Origin of the sequence: Flavobacterium aquidurense (assembly GCF_031458035.1) — a bacterium.
Lineage (GTDB): Bacteria > Bacteroidota > Bacteroidia > Flavobacteriales > Flavobacteriaceae > Flavobacterium > Flavobacterium aquidurense_C.
This window is the reverse complement of sequence record NZ_JAVDXR010000001.1, coordinates 36,516-57,878: the sequence shown is the minus strand read 5'-3', so window position 1 is coordinate 57,878 and position 21,363 is coordinate 36,516. Positions and strand designations below refer to the sequence as shown.

18 protein-coding genes and 1 riboswitch are annotated in these 21,363 nt (G+C 34.5%); of the genes, 4 read left to right on the top strand and 14 right to left on the bottom strand.

The window, feature by feature from the left end; all coding sequences use genetic code 11:
* Window positions 1-12: 12 nt before the first annotated feature.
* From thiC to J2X17_RS00195, 6 genes are all read right to left on the bottom strand, one after another.
* Complete coding sequence (gene thiC / locus J2X17_RS00220; RefSeq protein ID WP_310293581.1) at window positions 13-1,836, bottom strand: phosphomethylpyrimidine synthase ThiC; 1,824 nt, start codon at window positions 1,834-1,836, stop codon at window positions 13-15.
* Window positions 1,837-2,003: 167 nt separating this feature from the next.
* Entirely contained in the window at window positions 2,004-2,210 is a 207-nt protein-coding gene (gene thiS, locus J2X17_RS00215) for a sulfur carrier protein ThiS (RefSeq protein WP_310293579.1), read from the bottom strand.
* Between the two features lie 84 nt (window positions 2,211-2,294).
* Window positions 2,295-2,393, bottom strand: a riboswitch (TPP riboswitch).
* Window positions 2,394-2,506: 113 nt separating this feature from the next.
* Window positions 2,507-3,076, bottom strand: coding sequence for a DNA-3-methyladenine glycosylase I (locus J2X17_RS00210; protein ID WP_310293577.1), 570 nt, complete (start codon window positions 3,074-3,076; stop codon window positions 2,507-2,509).
* The gene (locus J2X17_RS00205) at window positions 3,076-3,771 is read right to left on the bottom strand and encodes a hypothetical protein (protein WP_310293575.1); all 696 of its coding nucleotides are present in this window, start codon (window positions 3,769-3,771) and stop codon (window positions 3,076-3,078) included. The genes J2X17_RS00210 and J2X17_RS00205 overlap by 1 nt, the downstream gene beginning before the upstream one ends.
* 14 nt (window positions 3,772-3,785) lie before the next feature.
* Window positions 3,786-4,448 (bottom strand): queuosine precursor transporter, encoded by a 663-nt coding sequence (locus J2X17_RS00200; protein WP_310293573.1) that lies wholly within the window; start codon window positions 4,446-4,448, stop codon window positions 3,786-3,788.
* A 56-nt stretch (window positions 4,449-4,504) separates the two neighbouring features.
* On the bottom strand, window positions 4,505-8,188 hold the full coding sequence (locus J2X17_RS00195) for a TraB/GumN family protein (RefSeq protein WP_310293571.1): 3,684 nt from the start codon (window positions 8,186-8,188) through the stop codon (window positions 4,505-4,507).
* A 235-nt stretch (window positions 8,189-8,423) separates the two neighbouring features.
* On the opposite strand from J2X17_RS00195, the gene J2X17_RS00190 reads away from it, so the two are divergent.
* Window positions 8,424-10,544 carry a M3 family metallopeptidase gene (locus J2X17_RS00190; protein WP_310293570.1) on the top strand — a complete coding sequence of 707 codons (2,121 nt, stop codon included), beginning with the start codon at window positions 8,424-8,426 and terminating at the stop codon, window positions 10,542-10,544.
* Between the two features lie 101 nt (window positions 10,545-10,645).
* Here J2X17_RS00190 and tsf read toward each other — a convergent pair whose 3' ends face one another.
* From tsf to J2X17_RS00160, 6 genes are all read right to left on the bottom strand, one after another.
* Window positions 10,646-11,608: a translation elongation factor Ts gene (tsf, locus tag J2X17_RS00185; RefSeq protein WP_310293568.1), complete on the bottom strand. Its 963-nt coding sequence runs from the start codon at window positions 11,606-11,608 to the stop codon at window positions 10,646-10,648.
* 136 nt (window positions 11,609-11,744) lie between these two features.
* Complete coding sequence (gene rpsB / locus J2X17_RS00180) at window positions 11,745-12,548, bottom strand: 30S ribosomal protein S2 (protein ID WP_026983739.1); 804 nt, start codon at window positions 12,546-12,548, stop codon at window positions 11,745-11,747.
* Window positions 12,549-12,794: 246 nt separating this feature from the next.
* Complete coding sequence (gene rpsI / locus J2X17_RS00175) at window positions 12,795-13,181, bottom strand: 30S ribosomal protein S9 (RefSeq protein WP_007808909.1); 387 nt, start codon at window positions 13,179-13,181, stop codon at window positions 12,795-12,797.
* Window positions 13,181-13,636: a 50S ribosomal protein L13 gene (rplM, locus tag J2X17_RS00170; RefSeq protein WP_026983738.1), complete on the bottom strand. Its 456-nt coding sequence runs from the start codon at window positions 13,634-13,636 to the stop codon at window positions 13,181-13,183. Before rplM ends, rpsI begins: the two co-directional genes overlap by 1 nt.
* Window positions 13,637-13,828: 192 nt before the next feature.
* Entirely contained in the window at window positions 13,829-14,641 is an 813-nt protein-coding gene (locus tag J2X17_RS00165; RefSeq protein WP_310293563.1) for a ferritin-like domain-containing protein, read from the bottom strand.
* Between the two features lie 26 nt (window positions 14,642-14,667).
* On the bottom strand, window positions 14,668-15,414 hold the full coding sequence (locus tag J2X17_RS00160; RefSeq protein ID WP_310293562.1) for a ferritin-like domain-containing protein: 747 nt from the start codon (window positions 15,412-15,414) through the stop codon (window positions 14,668-14,670).
* A gap of 193 nt (window positions 15,415-15,607) precedes the next feature.
* Here J2X17_RS00160 and J2X17_RS00155 point away from each other — a divergent pair, with 193 nt between their 5' ends.
* The gene (locus tag J2X17_RS00155; protein WP_310293560.1) at window positions 15,608-16,633 is read left to right on the top strand and encodes a LacI family DNA-binding transcriptional regulator; all 1,026 of its coding nucleotides are present in this window, start codon (window positions 15,608-15,610) and stop codon (window positions 16,631-16,633) included.
* Between the two features lie 40 nt (window positions 16,634-16,673).
* Here J2X17_RS00155 and J2X17_RS00150 read toward each other — a convergent pair whose 3' ends face one another.
* A complete protein-coding gene (locus J2X17_RS00150) occupies window positions 16,674-17,063 on the bottom strand; it encodes a hypothetical protein (protein ID WP_310293557.1) in 390 nt (129 codons plus the stop codon).
* A gap of 54 nt (window positions 17,064-17,117) precedes the next feature.
* A complete protein-coding gene (polA, locus tag J2X17_RS00145) occupies window positions 17,118-19,970 on the bottom strand; it encodes a DNA polymerase I (RefSeq protein ID WP_310293554.1) in 2,853 nt (950 codons plus the stop codon).
* A 309-nt stretch (window positions 19,971-20,279) separates the two neighbouring features.
* On the opposite strand from polA, the gene J2X17_RS00140 reads away from it, so the two are divergent.
* Window positions 20,280-20,498, top strand: coding sequence for a hypothetical protein (locus J2X17_RS00140; protein WP_310293552.1), 219 nt, complete (start codon window positions 20,280-20,282; stop codon window positions 20,496-20,498).
* A 188-nt stretch (window positions 20,499-20,686) separates the two neighbouring features.
* The gene (locus tag J2X17_RS00135) at window positions 20,687-21,361 is read left to right on the top strand and encodes a response regulator transcription factor (protein ID WP_310293549.1); all 675 of its coding nucleotides are present in this window, start codon (window positions 20,687-20,689) and stop codon (window positions 21,359-21,361) included.
* Window positions 21,362-21,363 lie beyond the last annotated feature (2 nt).

Sequence of the window (21,363 nt, the reverse complement as noted above, 5' to 3'; positions counted from 1 at the left end):
CTCTATTTTCTACTAAATATAAATCTCTTTCCCTTGTTCAATAAACTCTTCTGATTTCTCCTGCATTCCTTTTTCTGCGGCGGCGACATCTCTAATTTCCTGAGATATTTTCATCGAGCAGAATTTAGGACCACACATAGAACAGAAATGGGCCACTTTTGCACCATCAGCAGGAAGCGTTTCATCATGAAATTCTCTGGCGGTATCAGGATCAAGTGATAAGTTAAACTGATCTTCCCAACGGAATTCAAAACGGGCTTTACTTAACGCATTGTCTCGATATTGCGCACCGGGATGACCTTTGGCTAAATCCGCGGCATGAGCTGAAATTTTATAGGTGATTACACCATCTTTTACGTCTTTTTTGTTTGGTAAGCCAAGATGCTCTTTTGGCGTTACATAGCATAACATCGCGCAGCCGTACCAACCAATCATGGCGGCTCCAATTGCTGAAGTAATATGATCGTAACCAGGAGCAATATCTGTCGTTAATGGCCCAAGAGTGTAAAATGGCGCTTCGCTGCAATGCTCCAATTGCTTGTCCATATTTTCTTTAATCATGTGCATTGGTACGTGACCCGGACCTTCAATAAAAACCTGCACATCATGTTTCCATGCAATTTTGGTTAATTCTCCAAGCGTTTCCAATTCGGCAAATTGTGCCGCATCATTGGCATCTGCAATCGAACCTGGACGTAAACCATCTCCTAAAGAAAATGTAACGTCATATTGTTTCATGATTTCGCAGATTTCCTCAAAATGGGTGTATAAGAAATTTTCTTTATGATGAAATAAACACCATTTTGCCATAATCGATCCGCCACGCGAAACAATTCCGGTAACGCGATCAGCGGTTAAATGGATGTAGCGCAATAAAACTCCGGCGTGAATCGTAAAATAGGAGACACCTTGCTCAGCCTGTTCGATTAAAGTATCGCGAAAAACCTCCCAGGTTAAATCTTCGGCAATTCCTTTTACTTTTTCCAATGCCTGATAAATTGGAACCGTACCAATGGGAACAGGTGAATTACGAATAATCCATTCTCTGGTTTCGTGAATATTTTTTCCGGTTGATAAATCCATAATCGTGTCGGCACCCCAACGACAGGCCCAAACTGCTTTTTCAACTTCTTCTTCAATGCTTGAAGTCACAGCACTGTTACCGATATTGGCGTTTATTTTGACCAAAAAATTACGCCCCACAATCATTGGTTCACTTTCAGGATGGTTGATGTTGTTTGGAATAATGGCTCTTCCGCAGGCAACTTCCGATCGCACAAATTCAGGAGTAATTTTGCTTTTTGGTGTATTTGCCCCAAAACTATGTCCGGCATGCTGGCATTGCATTGCCTTGGTTTGCTCATTTAAAAGTTCGATGCGTTGGTTTTCACGAATCGCGATATATTCCATTTCAGGAGTTATAATTCCTTGTTTGGCGTAATATAACTGTGTTACGTTTGCACCTTTTTTAGCACGTTTTGGCTGATGTAAATATTCAAATCGAAGATGATTTAGGCTTTCGTCTTTCAAACGGGTTTGTCCGTAATCAGAAGTTATTTCATTTAGAATTTCAACATCATTTCGATCCAGGATCCAGCTTTCGCGTAAGCGTGGTAATCCTTTTCTAATGTCGATTTCGATGTTTGGATCTGTATAAGCGCCGGAAGTATCGTAAACAGTTACCGGCGGATTTTTCTCAATTCCGCCATTTGATAGTTTGGTGTCGCTTAAAATGACTTCGCGCATCGCCACTTTTATGGGATGAATTTCACCATTGACGTAAATTTTTTTTGAATTCGGAAAAGGGGTTCTGGAAATTTGTTCTTCTGTTGTCATAGTTTTTTTGTTTCAGGTTTCAAGTTTCAAGTTTCAGGTTTCAGGTTGATCTTGATTGTGTTGAATGTTAGATGTAAAATGAAAGATGTTCCGGTAGAGGCGCACAGCAGTGCGTCTACGTCCTATACGAAATTGGAATTTGGTATTTTTTTATTGGAATTTAATTCTCAACCTCCTTGTGTAGCAGAAATAATCAGAATTTCGTCGGTTTCTTGTACGAGATGTTGGTTCCAATTAATTTTTGGAACGACGGTATTGTTAATGGCAACGGCAATTCCGTTTTGTTTGTTTGGAATTTCGAGATCGAGCAATGATTGAACGCTTAGCGATTCAGCATTGAACTTTTTGATTTGTTGGTTGATTTTTAGTTCCATTCCATCTGATTTAGAGATTATAAAGATTCACTGCTGTGAATCTCTACCTTAGGAATGGCTACAAAAACGCATAAAAATGCGCGCAGAAGTCATCTTACTTTTCCCTACGCTAGTATGAACTAGATCAGGTTCAGAGGGTAAAATCTCAGCCTGCTTATTTAGCAGACACCCCTAAAGTGTGAAGCAAATGTAATAAAATTTTGTTTGGTTGTTTAAAAAAGTTTCAAGTTTCAGGTTTCAAGTTTTTGGAAAACTGAAAACTACGACTGAAAACTACGACTGAAAACTGCGACTGTTTACTTCGCTCTTTTCCAGCAATCTTCGGCGTGGTCATCAATCATTCCGGTGGCTTGCATGTGTGCGTAAATCACTGTCGAGCCAACAAATTTGAAACCTCTTTTTTTTAAATCTTTGCTGATTTCATCAGAAAGTGGAGTAGTGGCAGGAACTTCTTTTGAAGTTTTCGGATTGTTGATGATGGGTTTTCCGTTGGTAAATTTCCAGATATAATCAGAGAAACTCCCAAACTCATCCTGTACTTTCATAAAAGCCTGTGCGTTGGAAACGGCCGCTTTTATTTTTAATTTATTACGGATGATTCCTGTATTTTGCATTAATTCTTCGATTTTATCTTCAGAATAATTGGCGATTTTTTTATAATCGAAATAATCAAAAGCATTTCTGAAATTTTCTCTTTTGTTTAAAATGGTGATCCAGCTTAAACCTGCCTGAAAAGTTTCCAAAATTAAAAATTCAAACAAAGTCGGATCGTCATAAACAGGAACGCCCCATTCCTCATCGTGATATTTTTTATATAAATCGCTGGAAGTGCACCAGCCGCATCGAACTAAATCTTCGCTTTCCATTATTTGCCAATTTGCCAATGATAACCTTTTACACTTGGAATATAGGCAGAGTGTCCAATAATTATTAAATCGCTATAGACTTTTCTATTGTATTTAATGCCAATTGCGCCTCCGGACATGAACATTTTATTAGCTTGAAATCTAATTTTCATTTTACCGTCTTCAAGTTCAGCATCAGATACTTTTTCAACAAGCCACGTTGAGCGCCATTTTACAGCTAATTCATCATGGGCAGTTCTAGTAACGCTCTTTACCAGTTTAACAGCTTCTTCCGGAATTTTAAAATTATTCGTCAGGTCTTTTTGGCTCATGGTTTGACCAATTTTAGTACCAGTCAGGATTTTTCTCAAGTTAACAAAGGTCATTAAATCTTCGTTGTTTTCTTTTTTTACCGCAACAACAGCTGGAGTAGTTATGGGTTTTTGTTGCGTAACCTGAGAAGGTACGACAGTAACAGGCGCAACAGTTTTTTTGACAACAAAAACGGTTTTTTTATTTGTTGAAGTAGTAGGGATAAGATTTTCAGAAGTTATTACACTGGTTTCTAGTGACATTGTGTCGAACGTTTTTGCTGCAACAGGTTTTAAGCTGCTGACAGGTTCTATTTTTTCGGCAGCTTGCTTTTTGTCGTCGCTGCCACAGCTATAAATGAAATAGCTTACTGAAAATAATAATATTAAAGTAGTTTTTTTCATAACAATAAATCCTTTTAATCCTTATGAGTAATGTCTTCTTCTAAATATTTTTTAATTAAATGATGTCCGGCATATATCAATGGTGTCAATAAAACGGCTATTGATAATTTAAACGTATATCCAATCAATGCTGACGAAAGGAACGTATCAAAGTTGATTTTTCCAGGCAGCCAAAAAGCTATTCCAAGTACAATAAACGAATCAAATAATTGTGAAATTACTGTTGAACCTGTTGTTCTAAGCCATATTTTTTTATCGCCGGTCCTGTTTTTAAAAAACCAAAAAATGCTTACATCAATAAGTTGCGATACCATGAATGCGATAATGCTTCCCACAATAATCCACATACTTTGTCCAAAAACCGCTTGAAATTGATCGTCATTTACAGGGCTTATTCCCTTAGCTGCAGGAATTGCAATTGCCATAAATAGTAATATAAAAGCATAAGCGATTAAACAGGCAGTTATAAAGGAGAGTTTTTTCACTCCTTTTTCGCCAAAATATTCATTTATAAGATCGGTTGTCAGGAAAACCACCGGCCAAGGCAAAATTCCAATACTCATGACGAATGGTCCAATCTGAATTAATTTTCCTCCAATAAGCTCCGCAACAACTGCATTTGTTATAAAAATACCTGCTAGAATTACAAAAACAACTTCTTTTTTGGTTTTGAACATAAATACGACTATAATTTCTGATACATCAAAGTTAACTATTTTACCTGTAATTAGGTTTAATATTCTTCTTCAAGCGATAGTTCTTCTTCCTCTTTTTCTTTCTCAAAACTCGCTCTGATATGCTCCCCATTTAAAGTCTCATTGATAATTAGATCATAATTTTTCTCTAAATCTTCCTCTGCATTAATCGTTTTTAAAGGAAAAATCGTGTAGGCCAACGGATTTATTTTTTTGTTCTCATTAATAAACGCAACGGTAAATAATTGTTTTTTTAACCTGTTGGTTTCTTGCTTTTTTCTTTGAATTTCATAAAAATAAAATGAAATTTCTTTGTTGCTATATTCAATGATTTTCTTTTTTAACAAGGATATAGAGTCATTCTTAGAAAGATTTTGAAAATTCATAACTGCAGATTTTGCAATTTCATCATCTGTAAGATGTATAAAATTTTTCTTGTTTTGATTTAATAATAAATTTACGGTAACAAATTGAGTTTTAGGATCATTTAAGAATTCTTCGATTTCATTTGAAGTCAATCTATTGTGTATAATTCCTAGTCGGGCTAATTCTATATTTAGTTCTGGAATTTCAAGGTTTTTTATTTTCTTCAAAATTTCCTGTACGGCACTATCATCGGCATAATTGTAAATCAAAGTGGTATAGTTTAGCAAATCTGTAAGTGATTTTGATGTTTCAGCATACAAAGCCACTTCATCTTCCTGTGCTGTTGCATCGTCTGCTACTTTGTTTTTTTCATTCCAACTTGCTACTCTTTTGTATTCAAGTTTTGTGTTGGTAAGGATTATTTTTTTGAATGCTTTTAGTTTTTTCACCGAAATTAATTTCTGTTCTAATAACGAATTGCAGAAACTAATAATAGGCTTGTTATATTCTTTGATGCTGTAATACTGAAAAATCTCAGGAAACAATTCTTTGCTGTTTTCCGGGTCTTTTTCAAATGCATAAAAAAGGCTTCCAATTTCATAAGTCGCATCAGAAACCGGCAAATCATATTCTAGTAATTCGTTGATTTTTTTGTAGGCTGCTTTTGATTTTTGGTACGAAATACTTTTTAAGATGCTGATTTGTACATCTGTTTTAGTGGATTCTTTTTTGTAGCAGCTTTCCAGAAACGGAATTACTCTTTCGTCCTCTATTTCGCCAATTTTTTCAAACAATGAAGTTATGGCATCAGTTTCACTTTCTTTAAAATTAAAAGTGTTGATGAAATTTGTGACAGAATCAAAATCATTTTTAGTAATATCCAGTGTATTTACCGAGTTTAAAGCCGAGTAACGTATCGTGTCCTTTTCGCTTTTGGCGTCTTCAATAAAAAGTTTGACCTTATCTTCTGAAGTGTCAGTTTTACTATTGTCTACTAAATCCAATGAGTTAAAAGTTTTTTCGATAAATGGATCATCATTTTTATAGTTTTTCTCTACCAAAGTTTTTAGTAAATAATAGGTGTTGTTTTTGTAAAGTGCCTTATATTTTATGGCCTGCGTAGCGTTTGGCTTAGAAACAAGTGCGTTAATAGTATAGCTGTTTTGCTCTTTATTGAATGTGGTGCTTTCAGATAAAAACTCATAATTGTCTTTTTTATCCGAAAGAATTTCATCCCAAAGTGATCTTGAAAAACCTTTTTTAGTATTTAATTCCGGGCTCAATAATGAAGTTACAGTTTCGTAATCCTCATCTTCTTCGGGTTCAAAATAATCATCTCCAAAATCTACTTCGTATTGCTTTAAGAATTCTTTTTTAAGTAAATTTTGAATAGAGTCAATAGATAATTTTCGTTCGTATTTCGGGAATTTATAATATTCTAATTTAATTTTTTTACCCGTTTCTGAGTTAAAAGTCTGAAATTGATTTACTGCTCGAAAAGCATTTTTTGCTTCCCGTTTATTCTTGTTTAATTTTAAAAATAGATTTTCATTTTCCTTTTCCGGAATCTCTATTTTGTAATTTGCCGTTGAATCTGTTAAAGTTTTAGATTTCGATTTATAATCAAAAGGAGTAACAACAAACGAATTGAAAAATCGATTTGTATTTGCTTCAGAGGCATTTACCGCACCTAATAAATAATATTTGTTACCTGCAACCATGGTCTTTAATCTGATATTTCGATCGCCAATTTTTGTGGAAGAAACAAAAGAGTTTTCGGTTTTATTGTATTTTGTAGCAGTTGAATCCTGATTTTGCTGTAAATAAAATTGATAGTGAATTTGTTTTTGCTCATATTCAGAATTTTCAAGCAAATTGGTGTCATTCAATGTTTTTTCTCTTAAAAAGTAATATCCTTTTTCCTGATTATCGTATGCTTGAATATCGATATCGGTTCCTTTTTCCACACTATTTCCAAACACAAAATTAAAGGAAGGAATTTCTGCTTCAAAACCGCCTTTTACAGGTTTGATCTTTTCCCATTCATTTTTAAAGGGTTTTATTTTGATGTTTTCAAAGACTTCATTTTCATATTGGCGAACATAATTTGCTGGTCCGGTCATGGTAATAGAAATGATTTCTAACGGTGTTATGTAAAATTTCGAATGTTGACTGTTTCCAGTTTTTGTGACATTTTTGATATCGTAACTTGAATAATTAGTTTGTTCAGCATATTTTTTTTCAATAATATCCCCGGGAATTTTTTCAAAAAACAAACTATCCAATGATTTTGGATTATAAGTAGTATTGCTTCTTTTTAGATAATAATTTAATGGAATTCTTTTAATGGTAATCGCGCCCCCGTTTGTAAAATCAGGCGATCCCATGCTTTCGTTTTCTTCGATTGTATTTTTGTACAATGGCAATTGCACCATTTTATCCTTCGTGCTCGATGTTGTAAAATTAGGGTTAGGAAAGTAAGCCTCAATAGTTTTCTTTTGATTTTTTCCGTTTTCAGTGAAAGTATCAATTATGGGTTTTACCGTATAACCTTTTTGTCTTAAAAGTTCTATAATGCCATCATTTCCCGCAAGATGTGCCGCGCCTACTGCGGAAAATAAACTACCTGTTTTAGCAATGGAGTCAATGCTTTTGGTCATTATTTTATTTCGGTTGACGATCAGGGCATCATGCGCTTTTTTTGAGAAGATTAATTTATAGATCGAGTCAAGCATGATAATGTCTTTCTCTCTGTAATATTCCTTTAAAACTTCTTGTGGGTTTCTGTTTTTTAAGATTTTTATTAAAGCAATTTTGTTTTCTTCTTTTGGTTTTGCTTCTTCATCAACAACTTGTAATATTGACAACATCGATTCTTTTGCATCTTCAAGTCCGACAATTCTTTTCTTATATTTTTTTCCGGTTTGAAAAATAAACATATCTAAAACAGTATCTTCTTGATAATCTGCTTGTTCTCCTTCGGCTCCGGAAAGCATGTTTCTGAAATATTTGGCATTGTCATTAATAAAAAGGCTCTGAATATTTTCTTTGGTTGTAGGAAACAGGTAGAATTCAGTATAAAATTTTCTATTAGAATTGTAATCGCTCTTTTTCATAAGATCGTTCAAATCACCCCAAGTTTCCGGATTGCTTTCATTGGCAACAATATCTGAACCCAAAAGATTTTTAAAAAACGAATCCGATAAATGAAAAGAAATCTTATCATTAACATGCATCGTCCCGTACAAATAGGAATTTTTGGTTAAACCGTTTCCGGATATTTCCCAAAATAAACTCTTGTTTTGTGCGTGAATAATTGAAGTTAAGAACAATGAAATGTAAAATAGGTTTTTCAATGTAATTGATTTAGAGGGTTGTTTTAACAAATATAGAGTAGAAAAACATCAAATCGTTTGTGTGATTAAGTTTTTTCCATGTGTTTGTGAGATAAATTTCTTAAAAAAATAGTTATTGTGTATGTTATTTTGGAATTAAGCGAAATTCTTTTATAGATAGCAGATTTACATTTGAATGACAATTTTTCGGTACATTTGGAATAAGAACATATTCTGTTATTTAAAATTAATAAGAATGAAAAAATTAATGTCAATTTTTATCATGGGGACAACTTTTTTTGCGGCAAACGCACAAAACAATTCTGATAATCCGTTGTTAAAACCATGGGTCGGGCCTTACGGAGGAGTTCCGGCTTTTAATGAATACAAGGTATCGGATTTTAAACCGGCAATTGAATTTGCTATTCAGGAAAAATTAAATGAAGTCGATGCGATTGCAAATAATCCGAAAGCACCAACTTTTGATAATACAATTGCTGCGATGGAACTTTCGGGGAAAACAATTAACAGAATTGCCACGGTTTATGGGATTTACAGGTCTAATTTGAGTAGTCCTGAATTTAATGTGATTGATCGCGAAATGTCACCAAAGTTTTCTGAATTCAGCGATAAGGTTAATCAAAACAAGAAATTATTCACAAGAATAGAAACGCTTTATAATTCAAAAGAAAGTAAAAAACTGACTGGCGAACAACAACGTTTAATCTGGTTATATTACACTGATCTAGTGCGTGAAGGCGCTAAATTAAATGAGAAAGATAAAGCAGAAGTAGCCAAAATTAATCAGGAATTAGCAACTTTATTTACTCGTTTTAGTCAAAATTTATTGGCAGAAGAACACAATCAATACCTGCCTTTAAAAACAGAAAGTGATTTTGACGGATTACCTGCAGAAGTTAAAAATGCTGCAATTGCTGAAGCAAAAGAAAGAAAATTGGATGTTTTAGGATGTATCGCAAATACACGATCATCGATCGAGCCGTTTTTAACTTTTTCTACCCGTAGGGATTTAAGAGAAAAAGCATTTGAAATTTTCGTAAAACGAGGTGATAACGGTAATGCAAATGACAATAACTCGACGCTTGTTTCTATTTTAGAATTGCGAACTAAGAAGGCAAAATTACTTGGGTATCCAACCTTTGCTCATTGGAGTTTGTCGAATAAAATGGCAAAAGATCCTCAAAAGACATTAGATTTAATGATGTCAGTTTGGGAACCGGCAGTAGAAAAAGTACATCAGGATGTGGCAGAAATGCAAAAAATCGTGGATGCTGAAGGAGGGAACTTCAAAATCCAACCTTGGGATTATCGTTATTATGCAGAAAAAGTTCGAAAAGCAAAATATGATTTAGATCAAAATGAGGTGAAGCCTTATTTGCAATTAGAAAAATTGCGTGAAGGAATGTTTTGGGTTGCGGGTGAATTGTTTAATTTGAGCTTTAAACAAATTACAAATGTACCTGTTTACCATCCAGATGTTCGTGTTTGGGAAGTAAGCAATAAGGTAACTGGTAAAGTTGTAGGATTATGGTATTTTGACCCTTATGCGCGTGCAGGAAAGCGCTCAGGTGCATGGATGAACTCGTATCGAGACCAGCAGAAATTAGGTGGAGATGTTTTAACTATTGTATCTAATAACTGTAACTTTATCAAAGGAGCGGAAAATGAGCCAATTTTAATTTCTTGGGAGGATGCATCAACTTTGTTTCATGAATTTGGACACGCACTTCACGGCTTATGTTCAAATGTTACATACCCAAGTTTAGCAGGAACTTCTGTTGCCAGAGATTATGTTGAATTCCCTTCTCAATTATTAGAGCATTGGCTTTCAACTCCGGAGGTTTTAAATAAGTTTGCCTTGCATTATAAAACAGGTGAGCCTTTACCGCAGTCTTTGGTTGATAGAATTGAAAAAGCGGCTAATTTTAATGAAGGATTTTCTACTGTAGAAACCATTTCAAGTTCTTTAATTGATATGAAGCTGCATTTGACAACAACACCTATTGATCCTCATAAATTTGAAAAAGAAACTTTAGATGCGCTTCATATGCCTTCAGAAATTGTAATGCGTCACCGTATTCCTCAATTTGGGCATATTTTCTCAAGTGATGGATACGCAGCAGGATATTACAGTTATTTATGGGCTGATGTTATCAATGCAGATGCTTATGAAGCTTTTGCGGAAGGAAAAGGACCTTATGATAAAGCCGTCGCCAAAAAACTTTATGAAACAGTTTTTAGCGTAGGAAATACAATTGATCAGGAGAAAGCTTATGAGAACTTTAGAGGAAGAGCTCCTAAATCTGATGCCTTAATGCGTGCGAGAAATTTTCCAATTGTAGCGAAGAAAAAATAATAAGTTGAGACACACTGCGGTGCGTCTCACTCTCAATAATTGATTGCATAAAAAAAGCCCGAATAAATTAATATTCGGGCTTTTTATATTGAAATAATATATTAACCTAGAGTAACTCTTTTGAAACCTGTGATTTCAACGTTGAATCCTTTAACATAATCACCAACTTTTTTACTATCATCTTTGATAAAGTTTTGATCTAACAAAGCTTTTTCCTGATCTAAAGTAGTGTTGTCAGAGATGAAACGCTGAACTTTTCCTGGAATAATTTTATCCCAAATTTGCTCTGGTTTGCCTTCAGCTTTTAATTCAGCTTTAGCATCTTCTTCAGCTTGTTTTAAAACTTCTTCAGTCAATTGAGAGTAAGAAATATATTTAGGAACATTTTTTAAAGTTTTTCCTAAACGTTTTGCTTCTTCATTATCTTTTTCGATTACAGCAATACGAGCAGCAAGTTCAGATTCAACAAAAGCAGGATCAAAATCTTTGTAAGATAATGTATCAGCTCCCATAGAAGCAACTTGCATAGAAACGTCTTTAGTTAAAACGTCAGCGTTAGCAATTGGTGCAGAAATTGCAGTTAATGCAGCAATTTTGTTAACGTGAACATAAGATCCAACGAAAGCGCCTTCTAAAATTTCAAAACCACCGATTTCGATTTTTTCACCGATAACACCAGTTTGCTCGATTAATTTTTCAGCAACAGTAATTCCGTTGAAATCTGAAGCTAAAAATTCTTCTTTAGAAGAGAAGTTGATAGCTCTTTCTACTAATTCTTTAGCCAAAGTTACGAAAGCCTCATTTTTACCTACGAAATCTGTTTCGCAGTTTAAAGTGATGATAGCTCCTTTAGTTTTTTCAGCATTAACAAAAGAAACAGCAGCTCCTTCAGAAGACTCACGGTCAGAACGGTTAGCAGCAACTTTTTGTCCTTTTTCTCTAAGGTTTTGTATAGCTTTATCGAAATCTCCATCAGCTTCAACTAAAGCTTTTTTACAGTCCATCATTCCGGCACCTGTAGTTTGTCTTAATTTATTTACGTCTGCAGCAGTAATTGTTGCCATAATATTTTGAATTTTAATGTTAAAAGTAAAAATTCCATCTTTTAAATTCTAAACTCCAATTTTATTAAATTATCAACATAACGTTTTTAATTTGTGGTTGGATTTTAGAATTTAAAATTTGGAATTTAAATTTGATTTATTCTTCAGTTGCAGGAGCAGCAGCTTCAACAGCCGGTGCAGCTTCAACAGCTGGAGCAGCAGCTTCAGTAGCTGGAGCTTCTTCTGTGAAAACTTCAGCTTCTTTATCAGAACCTCTGTCAGAAAGACCGTCGATTACAGCAGCAGTAACTAAAGATAAAATTTTGTCAATTGATTTAGAAGCATCATCATTTGCAGGAATAACGTAATCAACCTCTCTTGGGTCAGAATTCGTATCAACCATTGCGAAAACTGGAATGTTTAATTTTTGAGCTTCTTTTATTGCGATGTGTTCAGCTTTGATATCTACTACGAACAATGCAGCTGGTAGTCTAGACATATCAGCAATTGAACCTAAGTTTTTCTCTAATTTAGCACGTAGACGATCAACTTGCAAACGCTCTTTTTTAGAAAGAGTCATGAAAGTACCATCTTTCTTCATTTTATCAATAGAAGACATTTTTTTCACTGCCTTTCTGATAGTTACGAAGTTAGTTAGCATTCCACCAGGCCATCTTTCAGTGATGTAAGGCATGTTTGCAGCCTTTGCTTTTTCAGCAACGATGTCTTTAGCTTGTTTTTTGGTAGCTACGAATAAGATTTTTCTACCTGATGCAGCGATTTTTTTCAAAGCTTCATTAGCCTCTTCAATTTTTGCTGCAGTTTTATATAGATTGATAATGTGAATACCATTACGCTCCATATAAATGTAAGGAGCCATGTTTGGATCCCATTTTCTAGTCATGTGTCCAAAGTGAACACCTGCTTCTAGTAAGTCTTTTACTTCTATTTTGTTTGCCATTTTTGTACTAGTTTACGTTCTGTTGATTAGCAATGTCCCGTTTTGGATTCAATGATTTAAAAATTCAAAGATTTAAAAATTTCAGTATGTAATTTTTAAATTATTCAATCTTTTAATATTTCAATCCCAGTTTCATTTAGATGCTAAACTATTTCCTACCTCGATAGGAGAGCAACAACAACTGTGTTTTTTAATTTCAATAAATAATTGATCGTGTCTTGTACCAAATGTACAAGACAGGTAATATTAACGTTTAGAGAATTGGAATCTCTTACGAGCTTTCTTCTGACCGAATTTCTTACGTTCAACCATTCTTGGATCTCTTGTTAATAAACCTTCTGGTTTTAAGATAGCTCTGTTTTCAGCATTTACTTCACACATAACGCGTGCTAATGCCATTCTTACAGCTTCTGCCTGACCAGTTGAACCACCTCCGTAAACGTTTACTTTTACGTCAAAGTTGTTTACATTTTCTGTCATAGACATTGGTTGTAAAACTTTGTATTGTAAAGTTGCAGTTGGAAAGTAAGTTGCGAATTCTTTTTTGTTTACAGTGATTTTTCCTGTTCCTTCAGAAACATATACACGTGCAACAGCGGTTTTTCTTCTACCGATTTTGTGAATAACTCCCATTACTTAAGATCGTTTAGGTTAACAGTTCTAGGTTTTTGAGCTCCGTGAGTATGCTCAGCACCTACAACAACATTTAGATTTCTAAAAAGTTCAGCTCCTAATTTGTTTTTAGGTAACATTCCTTTTACAGCTTTTTCTACTAATAATGCAGGATTTTTAGATTGCAATACTTTAGCAGTTAAAGTTCTTTGTCCTCCTGGGTAACCTGTATGACGCATGTAAATTTTGTCATTCATTTTTGTACCTGTAAGGTTAATTTTTTCTGAGTTGATAACAATTACGTTATCTCCACAGTCAACGTGCGGTGTGTAACTTGGTTTGTACTTACCTCTTAAGATCATCGCAACCTTTGAAGCAAGACGTCCTAAGTTATGCCCTTCAGCATCAACAACAATCCACTCTTTAGTTACAGTGGCTTTGCTAGCTGAAATTGTCTTGTAGCTTAATGCGTCCATAATATTATTTTAATTAAACATTCCATCCCCAATAAAGGGGATGCAAAAGTACAATTAATTATTTTAAAACCAAATACCTGAAAAGAATATTTTATCTGTTGAAAATCAGGCCTTCAGTTTTTTATTTAAATGAATAAAAAAAAACCACCTTCACAATAACGCGAAGGTGGTTCAATATTTAGAATTGTTTTATTAAACAATAAATAAATTTGCGATATCTACAACTTGTTGTGTTGTAAGTGGCTCATCATAAGCTTCTGATCCTGCGGCAGCTCCAAATAAACTCGCGGTATTGTAACCTGCCTGCACGGTAACGCCTTCACCATCATAAACACCTTGTGTTGCTGGCGGCATTCCCGTTCCTCTTTCGGCATTTGAGATCCATCCTTTTAATCCACGCAATCTGCGAACTTCTGACGCATGTCGTGCTTCTACAGAATGTATCTGCAAAGCAGCTGTTAATAAATCGGGAGTTGTAATTAAGTTAGCGGCCTGTCCTTTGTAAGCTCTTACGCCTGTATCTTCAAAAGCTTGCGCCAAAGCTAAAAAGGTTGGATAATCTCCAAAAGGGTTAAATGCACCGCCAACGGTAAAGTCAAAAGTTGGTTTCGGAACAAAATTCGCGCTCATCGTTCCGCCCAAGCCTGCAATTAAAAATTTCACGTGATCTGATTCGTGTGCTGCGATTTGCTGAAATACTTTTCTGTCACGCCCACCGTTTTCTGATGCCGGAATTACTCCTGAATCTAGCGCCATAGCATAAAATTCATTTTCAAGATATTCTAAGGTCAATGCAAATTGCAATGCTCCAATGGGAGTTGCCGGTGTCGCAGTGATGTCTTTTGCCAGTGCTTTATTGGCGAAAGCCGATAATCCGAATGGGATGGAGGCCATTGCCAGATTTTTACCGATATTTCCAAACTGATTAAAACTGTCTCTTCGTGAACCAGTACTTCTCATTAAACTATCATCAGTGAAGGTTTCTATAAATTTTAAAATATTCATAATTTCTAAGTTTTAACTGGTTAGGATTAAGGTAAATATTTGGCAGTGAATTTTGTTGTAATGAAACCGCCTGCAATAGGAAGAATTTTTGAAGGATCTTTGGCAACATCTAAACCTGTAGTAGAGTTGACAATGTCATCACCCGCAAAATCGCTAGAATTCGGGTTTATCAAACTTCTTATCGCAGATGCGTGTCTGGCTTCAACCGAAACGATTTTTCCGGCCAATAATAAATAGTCGGCACTTTTAATTAGTTTTCCGGCTCCGTTGTAAGCGGCAACTCCAGTATCTTCCAAAGCTTTTGCAGTAGCAAGAACTTCGGTACGGCTGTTAAAATTCATTGATCCATAATTGAAAGCTAATGAAGGAAGCAATTGTGAACCTGGATCAGGAAGCGCTCCGGTCAAAGCGGCTTTGAAAAAATCTCTGTGAATAACTTCGTGATGATATAAGTCAGTCAAAACCTGACGTTCGATATCATTAAAAGTAGTATTGAAAGTGGAGGCATTTACAACTTTAGTATAAAAATCAGCTTCTAATTGTTCTAAAGCATAGGCATAAGTCAAAACTCCAAAATCTCCGGAGCCTAAATCAAATACACCATTTTTTATTCCGGGCAGGGTATTGTCCTGCATGTCATCTTCATTATCATTATTGCTGCAGCCAGCTAAAACCAAACCTGCGCTAACTAATGTTAAGCCGCTGAGCTTTAGAAAGCTCCTTCTGTTATTCAAGGAAGGGTCAACCTCCTGAATTTTAACTTCGTTTTTCATAATCAAGGTCTTTTAAAAGGTTAATAACATATATTAAGGTATTAACGAGATTTAAAGAGGTGCGGTTTTGAAAAACCAATGTATTTTTAAATTTATTCTAAAAAGCAGTATAATTTTAAATACTGGTAGCTGTTTTTTGTTTTATTTTAGGTAATTCTACTATATTTGTATTAATTAGATAAAATTTTATTAAATGAAAGCTAAAGCAACTCTAAAACAAATTGCGAAAGAACTTGGTGTTTCTGTGTCTACAGTGTCTAAGGCATTGAATGATAGCCCGGAAATCAGTGAGCAAACGAAGGTCAAGATTAAGGAGTATGCCAAACTCAAAAATTATAAGCCTAATGTTATTGGTTTGAATTTGAAAAATCGTAAAACCAAAACAATCGGTGTTATTATACCTAATATATTAAACTCCTTTTTTGCAAAGGTTTTTAGCGGTATCGAAAAAGTAGCCGATAAAAAAGGATATAATGTAATTACGTGTATCTCCAATGAATCTTTAGAGAAAGAAATTCATACGCTTGAAATGCTGAGCAACGGAACTATTGACGGATTTATTCTTTCAGTTTCTGAGGAAGCACAAAAACTACAAGATTACAGCCATTTTTCAGCTATCATTAGTGATGGAACTCCAATTGTAATGTTTGACAGAATCGCAGATGAAGTAGAATGTGACAAAGTTGTAGTTGATGATTTTGATTCGGCTTTAAATTCTACGCAGCATTTGATTAATTTGGGATGTAAAAATATCGCTTTGATTTCTTCAGTAGATAATTTAAGCGTTGGTAAATTGAGAGCTGATGGATATTTGCAGGCTTTAAAAGACAATAATATTCCGGTTAACGAAAAGATTATTCTTCGTACCGATTCTGAAGATGATATGAAAAGTAAAATCGATGCTCTTTTTGACAATAAAATTGACGGAATTTTTGCTTTGGATGAAAATGATTCAGTTGCCGCTTTACGCGTAAGTTTGAAAAAAGGATACAAGGTTCCTGAAGATATTTCGATAATTGGTTTTGCCGATGGAATTTTAGCATCAAGACGTTTATCGCCAAGTTTAACAACCGTAAGTCAACACGGAATTGAAATTGGAGAAGTAGCTGCAAAAAAACTAATCGAAAGACTCGAAGAATCTGAAGATGAAACTTCTGATTACGAAACCATCGTTATTAAGACGAAGTTGAAAGAACGAGAGTCTACTAGAAAAAAATAAGATTTAAAAAACCATCAGCTAAAACTGATGGTTTTTTATTTTAATTCTCCTGAATGAATTTTATTAAGTATACAAAAAGTATCACAAGAATAAGGGCAATTCTAAAAGACTTTTGTTGCTGAGCTTTTAATAGGTAACCATCTTTTTTCAATTCCCATGTAAATAGCAATTCAAACAAAGTGTGTCTTGGTTTTAGTATAAAATCTAAAATGTGATAGCTTTTGTTTGCCTTTTCTAATTTTTCTTGTTCTTCTTTTTCATTCGCTATTCGAATAGCATTTTCGATTTCAGATGTGTCAACATTTCTGTTAGTTAATTCGTATTTGGCAAGATAAATTGCATCCCTGTTCCATTTTTTTGGAGAACTAACAATGTTTAATAGTTCCTGCGTTGTTCGGGTTTTTATAGGAGGTTTAAAATTATCTATCATTAAGAGCTTATTTTTTTAAAATCTAAAATCTACAGTCAAAAATCTAAAATAAATTTAATGTGCCGCCAGCCAATCTGCACCCATGCCTAATTCCACATCCAAAGGAACGCTCATCATAAAAGCGTTTTCCATTTCGTGTTTAATCATGGGCTGGATTTTTTCTAGTTCGTCGTTGTGCACATCAAACACAAGCTCATCATGAACCTGAAGCAACATTTTAGATTTCCAGTTTTCTTCTGTTAGCTTTTTGTGAATGTTGATCATCGCAATTTTAATAACATCGGCAGCACTTCCCTGAATTGGTGCGTTCACGGCATTTCGTTCAGCGGCACTTCTCACTACAGCATTTGCCGAGTTAATATCTTTTAAATAACGACGACGGCCTAAAATCGTTTGTACGTAACCTTTTTCGCGTGCATATTCAATTTGTTCACTGATATAAGATTTCAATCTTGGGTAAGTTTTGTAATAAGCTTCAATCAAAGCAGCACTTTCGCTTCGTGATAATGAAGTCTGGTTACTCAATCCGAAAGCAGAAACACCGTAAATAATTCCGAAGTTTACTGTTTTGGCATTGCTTCTTTGTTCACGCGTTACTTCTTCTAAAGCGACATTAAAAACTTTGGCAGCCGTTGCTTTATGAATATCTTCTCCATCCTGAAAAGCCTTAATCATATTTTCTTCACCACTTAAAGCAGCAATAATTCTTAATTCTATCTGAGAATAATCGGCAGAGATTAAAGTGTGGTTTTCATCGCGTGCAACGAATGCTTTACGAATCTGACGACCTCTTTCTGTACGAATCGGAATGTTTTGTAAGTTCGGATTGTTAGAACTCAAACGGCCTGTTGCGGCAACGGTTTGCATATAGTCCGTATGAACGCGTAACGTTTTCTTATCTACTTGTTCCGGCAAAGCCAAAATATAAGTGCTTTGTAATTTCACCATTTGGCGCCAATCCAGAATTTCTTTAATAATCGGATTGTCATTGGCCAAATACGTCAAAACATCTTCACCAGTCGCGTATTGTCCGGTTTTGGTTTTCTTTTGTTTCGCACCGCCAATTTTCATTTTATCAAATAAAATATCTCCTAATTGTTTTGGAGAAGCCAAATTGAATTTCTCGCCGGCAGTTTCGTAGATTTTTTGTTCCAATGATTTAATCTCAACCTCCATATCAGTTGACATCTGTTTTAAAAAATCAACATCCAAGCGAATTCCTTCAGTTTCCATAGCAGCCAAAACGCTTACTAACGGAATCTCAATTTCGTCAAATAATTTTTTAGTTTCGGTTTTATCTAATTCGGTTGTGAAGATTTCTTTTAATTGAAAAGTAACATCGGCATCTTCGGCGGCATATTCTTTAATATCTTCAAGGGCAACATCGCGCATCGTAATTTGATTTTTGCCTTTTTTACCAATTAAAGTTTCAATTGATTTTGGAGAATATTTCAAATAGGTTTCAGATAAAATATCCATATTATGACGCATATCCGGATTGATCAGATAATGTGCAATCATCGTGTCAAAAAGTTTTCCTTTTACATTAATACCATAATTAGAAAGGATTTTTAAATCGTATTTTAAATTCTGACCTATTTTTTCGATATTTTCATTCTCAAAAAACGGTCTGAATTTTTCAATTAAAACCTGAGCTTCTTCCTGACTTTCCGGAAACGGTACGTAAAATCCTTTTCCTTTTTCGTAAGAGAAAGCAATTCCTACTAACTCAGCATGTAAGGCATCTAAACCAGTAGTTTCGGTATCAAAACAAACTTCAGTTTGGTTTTGTAAATTTTGCAAAAGCAATTTTATTCCTAAATCACCCTGAATAAGCTGGTAGGAGTGAGGTGTGTTTTCTAAAGTATTGTAAAAAGAAGTTCTTTCGGTTTCTGTTCCTTCATCTGAACTTCCTCCGCCAAAAAGATCAAACTGATCGTCATTTTTAGGTTGTGGTTTTTTGTATAATTTGGCATCCGAAGGTGCTGTTGGCGCAGAAGCTGCTAATTCATTTCCGCCACCAATTTTAAATAAATTATCAAATTGTTCCGCCATTCTTCTGAATTCTAATTCCTGAAAAATAGCATCCGTTTTTTCGATATCAGGACGAGAAAGTTCGTAATCATCTTCATTAAAAGTAACATCGCAATCACAAATAATCGTCGCCAGTTTTTTAGATAAAATTCCTTTTTCTTTATTGGCTTCTATGTTTTCTTTCATTTTACCTTTCAGTAAATGCGTGTTGTCCAAAAGGTTTTCCATTGTACCAAATTCTTTCAAAAACTTTTTGGCTGTAACTTCTCCAACACCTGGCAATCCTGGAATATTATCGACAGCATCTCCCATCATTCCAAGAAAATCGATAACCTGATCTGGTCTTTCGATTTCAAATTTTGCCAAAACTTCAGGAACGCCCCAAATTTCAATTCCGTTACCCATACGGGCTGGTTTGTACATGAAGATGTTTTCAGAAACTAATTGAGCAAAATCCTTATCAGGAGTTACCATATAAACTTTATAGTTCTCTTTTTCGGCTTGTTTGGCAATTGTCCCAATCAAATCATCGGCTTCACAACCTTCTATTTCAATAATCGGAATGTGCATTGCTCTTAATAATTCCTGAATATAAGGAACAGCAATTTTAATCGCCTCTGGAGTAGCGTCACGATTGGCTTTGTATTCGACAAACATTTCTGTTCTCACATGACTTCCGCCTTTATCAAAAGCTACAGCCAAATGATCTGGTTTTTCACGTTTTATAACATCCAAAAGCGAGTTCATGAATCCCATGATCGCTGATGTATCCATTCCTTTTGAATTAATTCGCGGGTTTTTTATAAAAGCATAATAACCACGAAAAATTAGCGCGTACGCATCGAGAAGAAAAAGACGTTTTTGAGTTGACATAAAAAAAATATTAGTCTGTAAAAATAAACAATTGGGTTTTAAAAATGATTCGGTTCTTGAAATTTGTTTTAAACCATATAAGTAATATAAGCTCATTTCAATAGAGGCATACTATAGAGGCGCACAGCAGTGCGTCTCGTTTGTGATGATAAAATTAAATGAGCTTATATTACTTATATGGTGGAAAATACACAAAACGTTAATGTCAAGTTAAAGTATTTTTCTGAGCGATTTCTTCATTTAACCTTCATTTTACGAGAGTACATTTGATCTGTAAAATAAAAGGTATTAATTTAAAACTTAGAAATCATGAGAAATTTATTAATGTTATTAGTAGCAGTTTTAGGAACAAGTGTAATGGTACATGCATTTCCGCCTGCTGTAAAAGTTGGACCTGCAAAAGAAGTGAAAGAACTTCCTGCAAAAGAAGTAAAAGCGACAAAACACCCAAAACACAAATCTGACAAAAAAGCAAAATCAGAAAAAGCTGAAGCTCCAAAAACAGAAACCGCAAAAGAAAAAAAATAAGGATTGCTTTTGATTTGTTTTCGAATTATGATGAAGGAGACAAAACAGGAATAATGGTTATGAAGAATGTGGTGGAAGAAAGCTGATGAAGTAATTTATCAGCTTTTTTTGATTCAGTTAATTTTTTAATAATTCGCAACAGGACTTTTTTTAATTGCTTAAATTTAGTTGCGCTTAAACGCTGTTTTATGAATGTTTTAATTGTTGAAGATAATAAGGAACTTGCTGTAGAGGTTTATGATTTTTTGTGTAATGTTGGTTACATATGCAAAATAGCCAACAATTGCAGCGATGCTCTCGAAGAATTTAGCAGTAACGATTTTGATGCGATGCTGCTCGATCTTGGTTTGCCTGACGGAGATGGTTTTGAAATTTTGAAAACCATCCGTAAAACCAAATCAAAAATGGCAGTAATTGTTTTGACAGCTCGTGGTGAACTTGATGACAGAATTAATGGATTGCATTTGGGTGCTGATGATTATCTGACAAAACCTTTTGCTTTGACAGAATTGAGTGCCAGATTATTTGCTGTTATTCGAAGAATTCATGGTTTTACCTTGAACAATTTAGAAGTTCACGGATTCCTTTTACAGCTTCAGGATTATAAAGTGAGTTATGATGAAGTTCCAATTAATTTAACCAAAAAGGAATTTGACATTTTTCAATATCTTGTTTTGAATAAAAACAGGGTAATTACACGATTACAGCTTACGGAGCATATTTGGGGAGATATTCTGGAAGTTAATTCAGATTCAAATTTTATAGATGTCCATGTTCGAAATCTCCGAAAAAAATTAGATAAACACACCGCAATAGATTGGTTTGAAACTGTTAGAAACGTAGGATATCGCATTAATGAATAAAT

What these genes read in the sequence shown, in the direction of transcription:
- thiC (WP_310293581.1), bottom strand. Translation starts at nt 1,836, where the DNA reads ATGACAACAGAAGAACAAATTTCCAGAACCCCTTTTCCGAATTCAAAA.
- thiS (WP_310293579.1), bottom strand. Translation starts at nt 2,210, where the DNA reads ATGGAACTAAAAATCAACCAACAAATCAAAAAGTTCAATGCTGAATCG.
- J2X17_RS00210 (WP_310293577.1), bottom strand. Translation starts at nt 3,076, where the DNA reads ATGGAAAGCGAAGATTTAGTTCGATGCGGCTGGTGCACTTCCAGCGAT.
- J2X17_RS00205 (WP_310293575.1), bottom strand. Translation starts at nt 3,771, where the DNA reads ATGAAAAAAACTACTTTAATATTATTATTTTCAGTAAGCTATTTCATT.
- J2X17_RS00200 (WP_310293573.1), bottom strand. Translation starts at nt 4,448, where the DNA reads ATGTTCAAAACCAAAAAAGAAGTTGTTTTTGTAATTCTAGCAGGTATT.
- J2X17_RS00190 (WP_310293570.1), top strand. Translation starts at nt 8,424, where the DNA reads ATGAAAAAATTAATGTCAATTTTTATCATGGGGACAACTTTTTTTGCG.
- tsf (WP_310293568.1), bottom strand. Translation starts at nt 11,608, where the DNA reads ATGGCAACAATTACTGCTGCAGACGTAAATAAATTAAGACAAACTACA.
- rpsB (WP_026983739.1), bottom strand. Translation starts at nt 12,548, where the DNA reads ATGGCAAACAAAATAGAAGTAAAAGACTTACTAGAAGCAGGTGTTCAC.
- rpsI (WP_007808909.1), bottom strand. Translation starts at nt 13,181, where the DNA reads ATGGGAGTTATTCACAAAATCGGTAGAAGAAAAACCGCTGTTGCACGT.
- rplM (WP_026983738.1), bottom strand. Translation starts at nt 13,636, where the DNA reads ATGGACGCATTAAGCTACAAGACAATTTCAGCTAGCAAAGCCACTGTA.
- J2X17_RS00165 (WP_310293563.1), bottom strand. Translation starts at nt 14,641, where the DNA reads ATGAATATTTTAAAATTTATAGAAACCTTCACTGATGATAGTTTAATG.
- J2X17_RS00160 (WP_310293562.1), bottom strand. Translation starts at nt 15,414, where the DNA reads ATGAAAAACGAAGTTAAAATTCAGGAGGTTGACCCTTCCTTGAATAAC.
- J2X17_RS00155 (WP_310293560.1), top strand. Translation starts at nt 15,608, where the DNA reads ATGAAAGCTAAAGCAACTCTAAAACAAATTGCGAAAGAACTTGGTGTT.
- J2X17_RS00150 (WP_310293557.1), bottom strand. Translation starts at nt 17,063, where the DNA reads ATGATAGATAATTTTAAACCTCCTATAAAAACCCGAACAACGCAGGAA.
- polA (WP_310293554.1), bottom strand. Translation starts at nt 19,970, where the DNA reads ATGTCAACTCAAAAACGTCTTTTTCTTCTCGATGCGTACGCGCTAATT.
- J2X17_RS00140 (WP_310293552.1), top strand. Translation starts at nt 20,280, where the DNA reads ATGAGAAATTTATTAATGTTATTAGTAGCAGTTTTAGGAACAAGTGTA.
- J2X17_RS00135 (WP_310293549.1), top strand. Translation starts at nt 20,687, where the DNA reads ATGAATGTTTTAATTGTTGAAGATAATAAGGAACTTGCTGTAGAGGTT.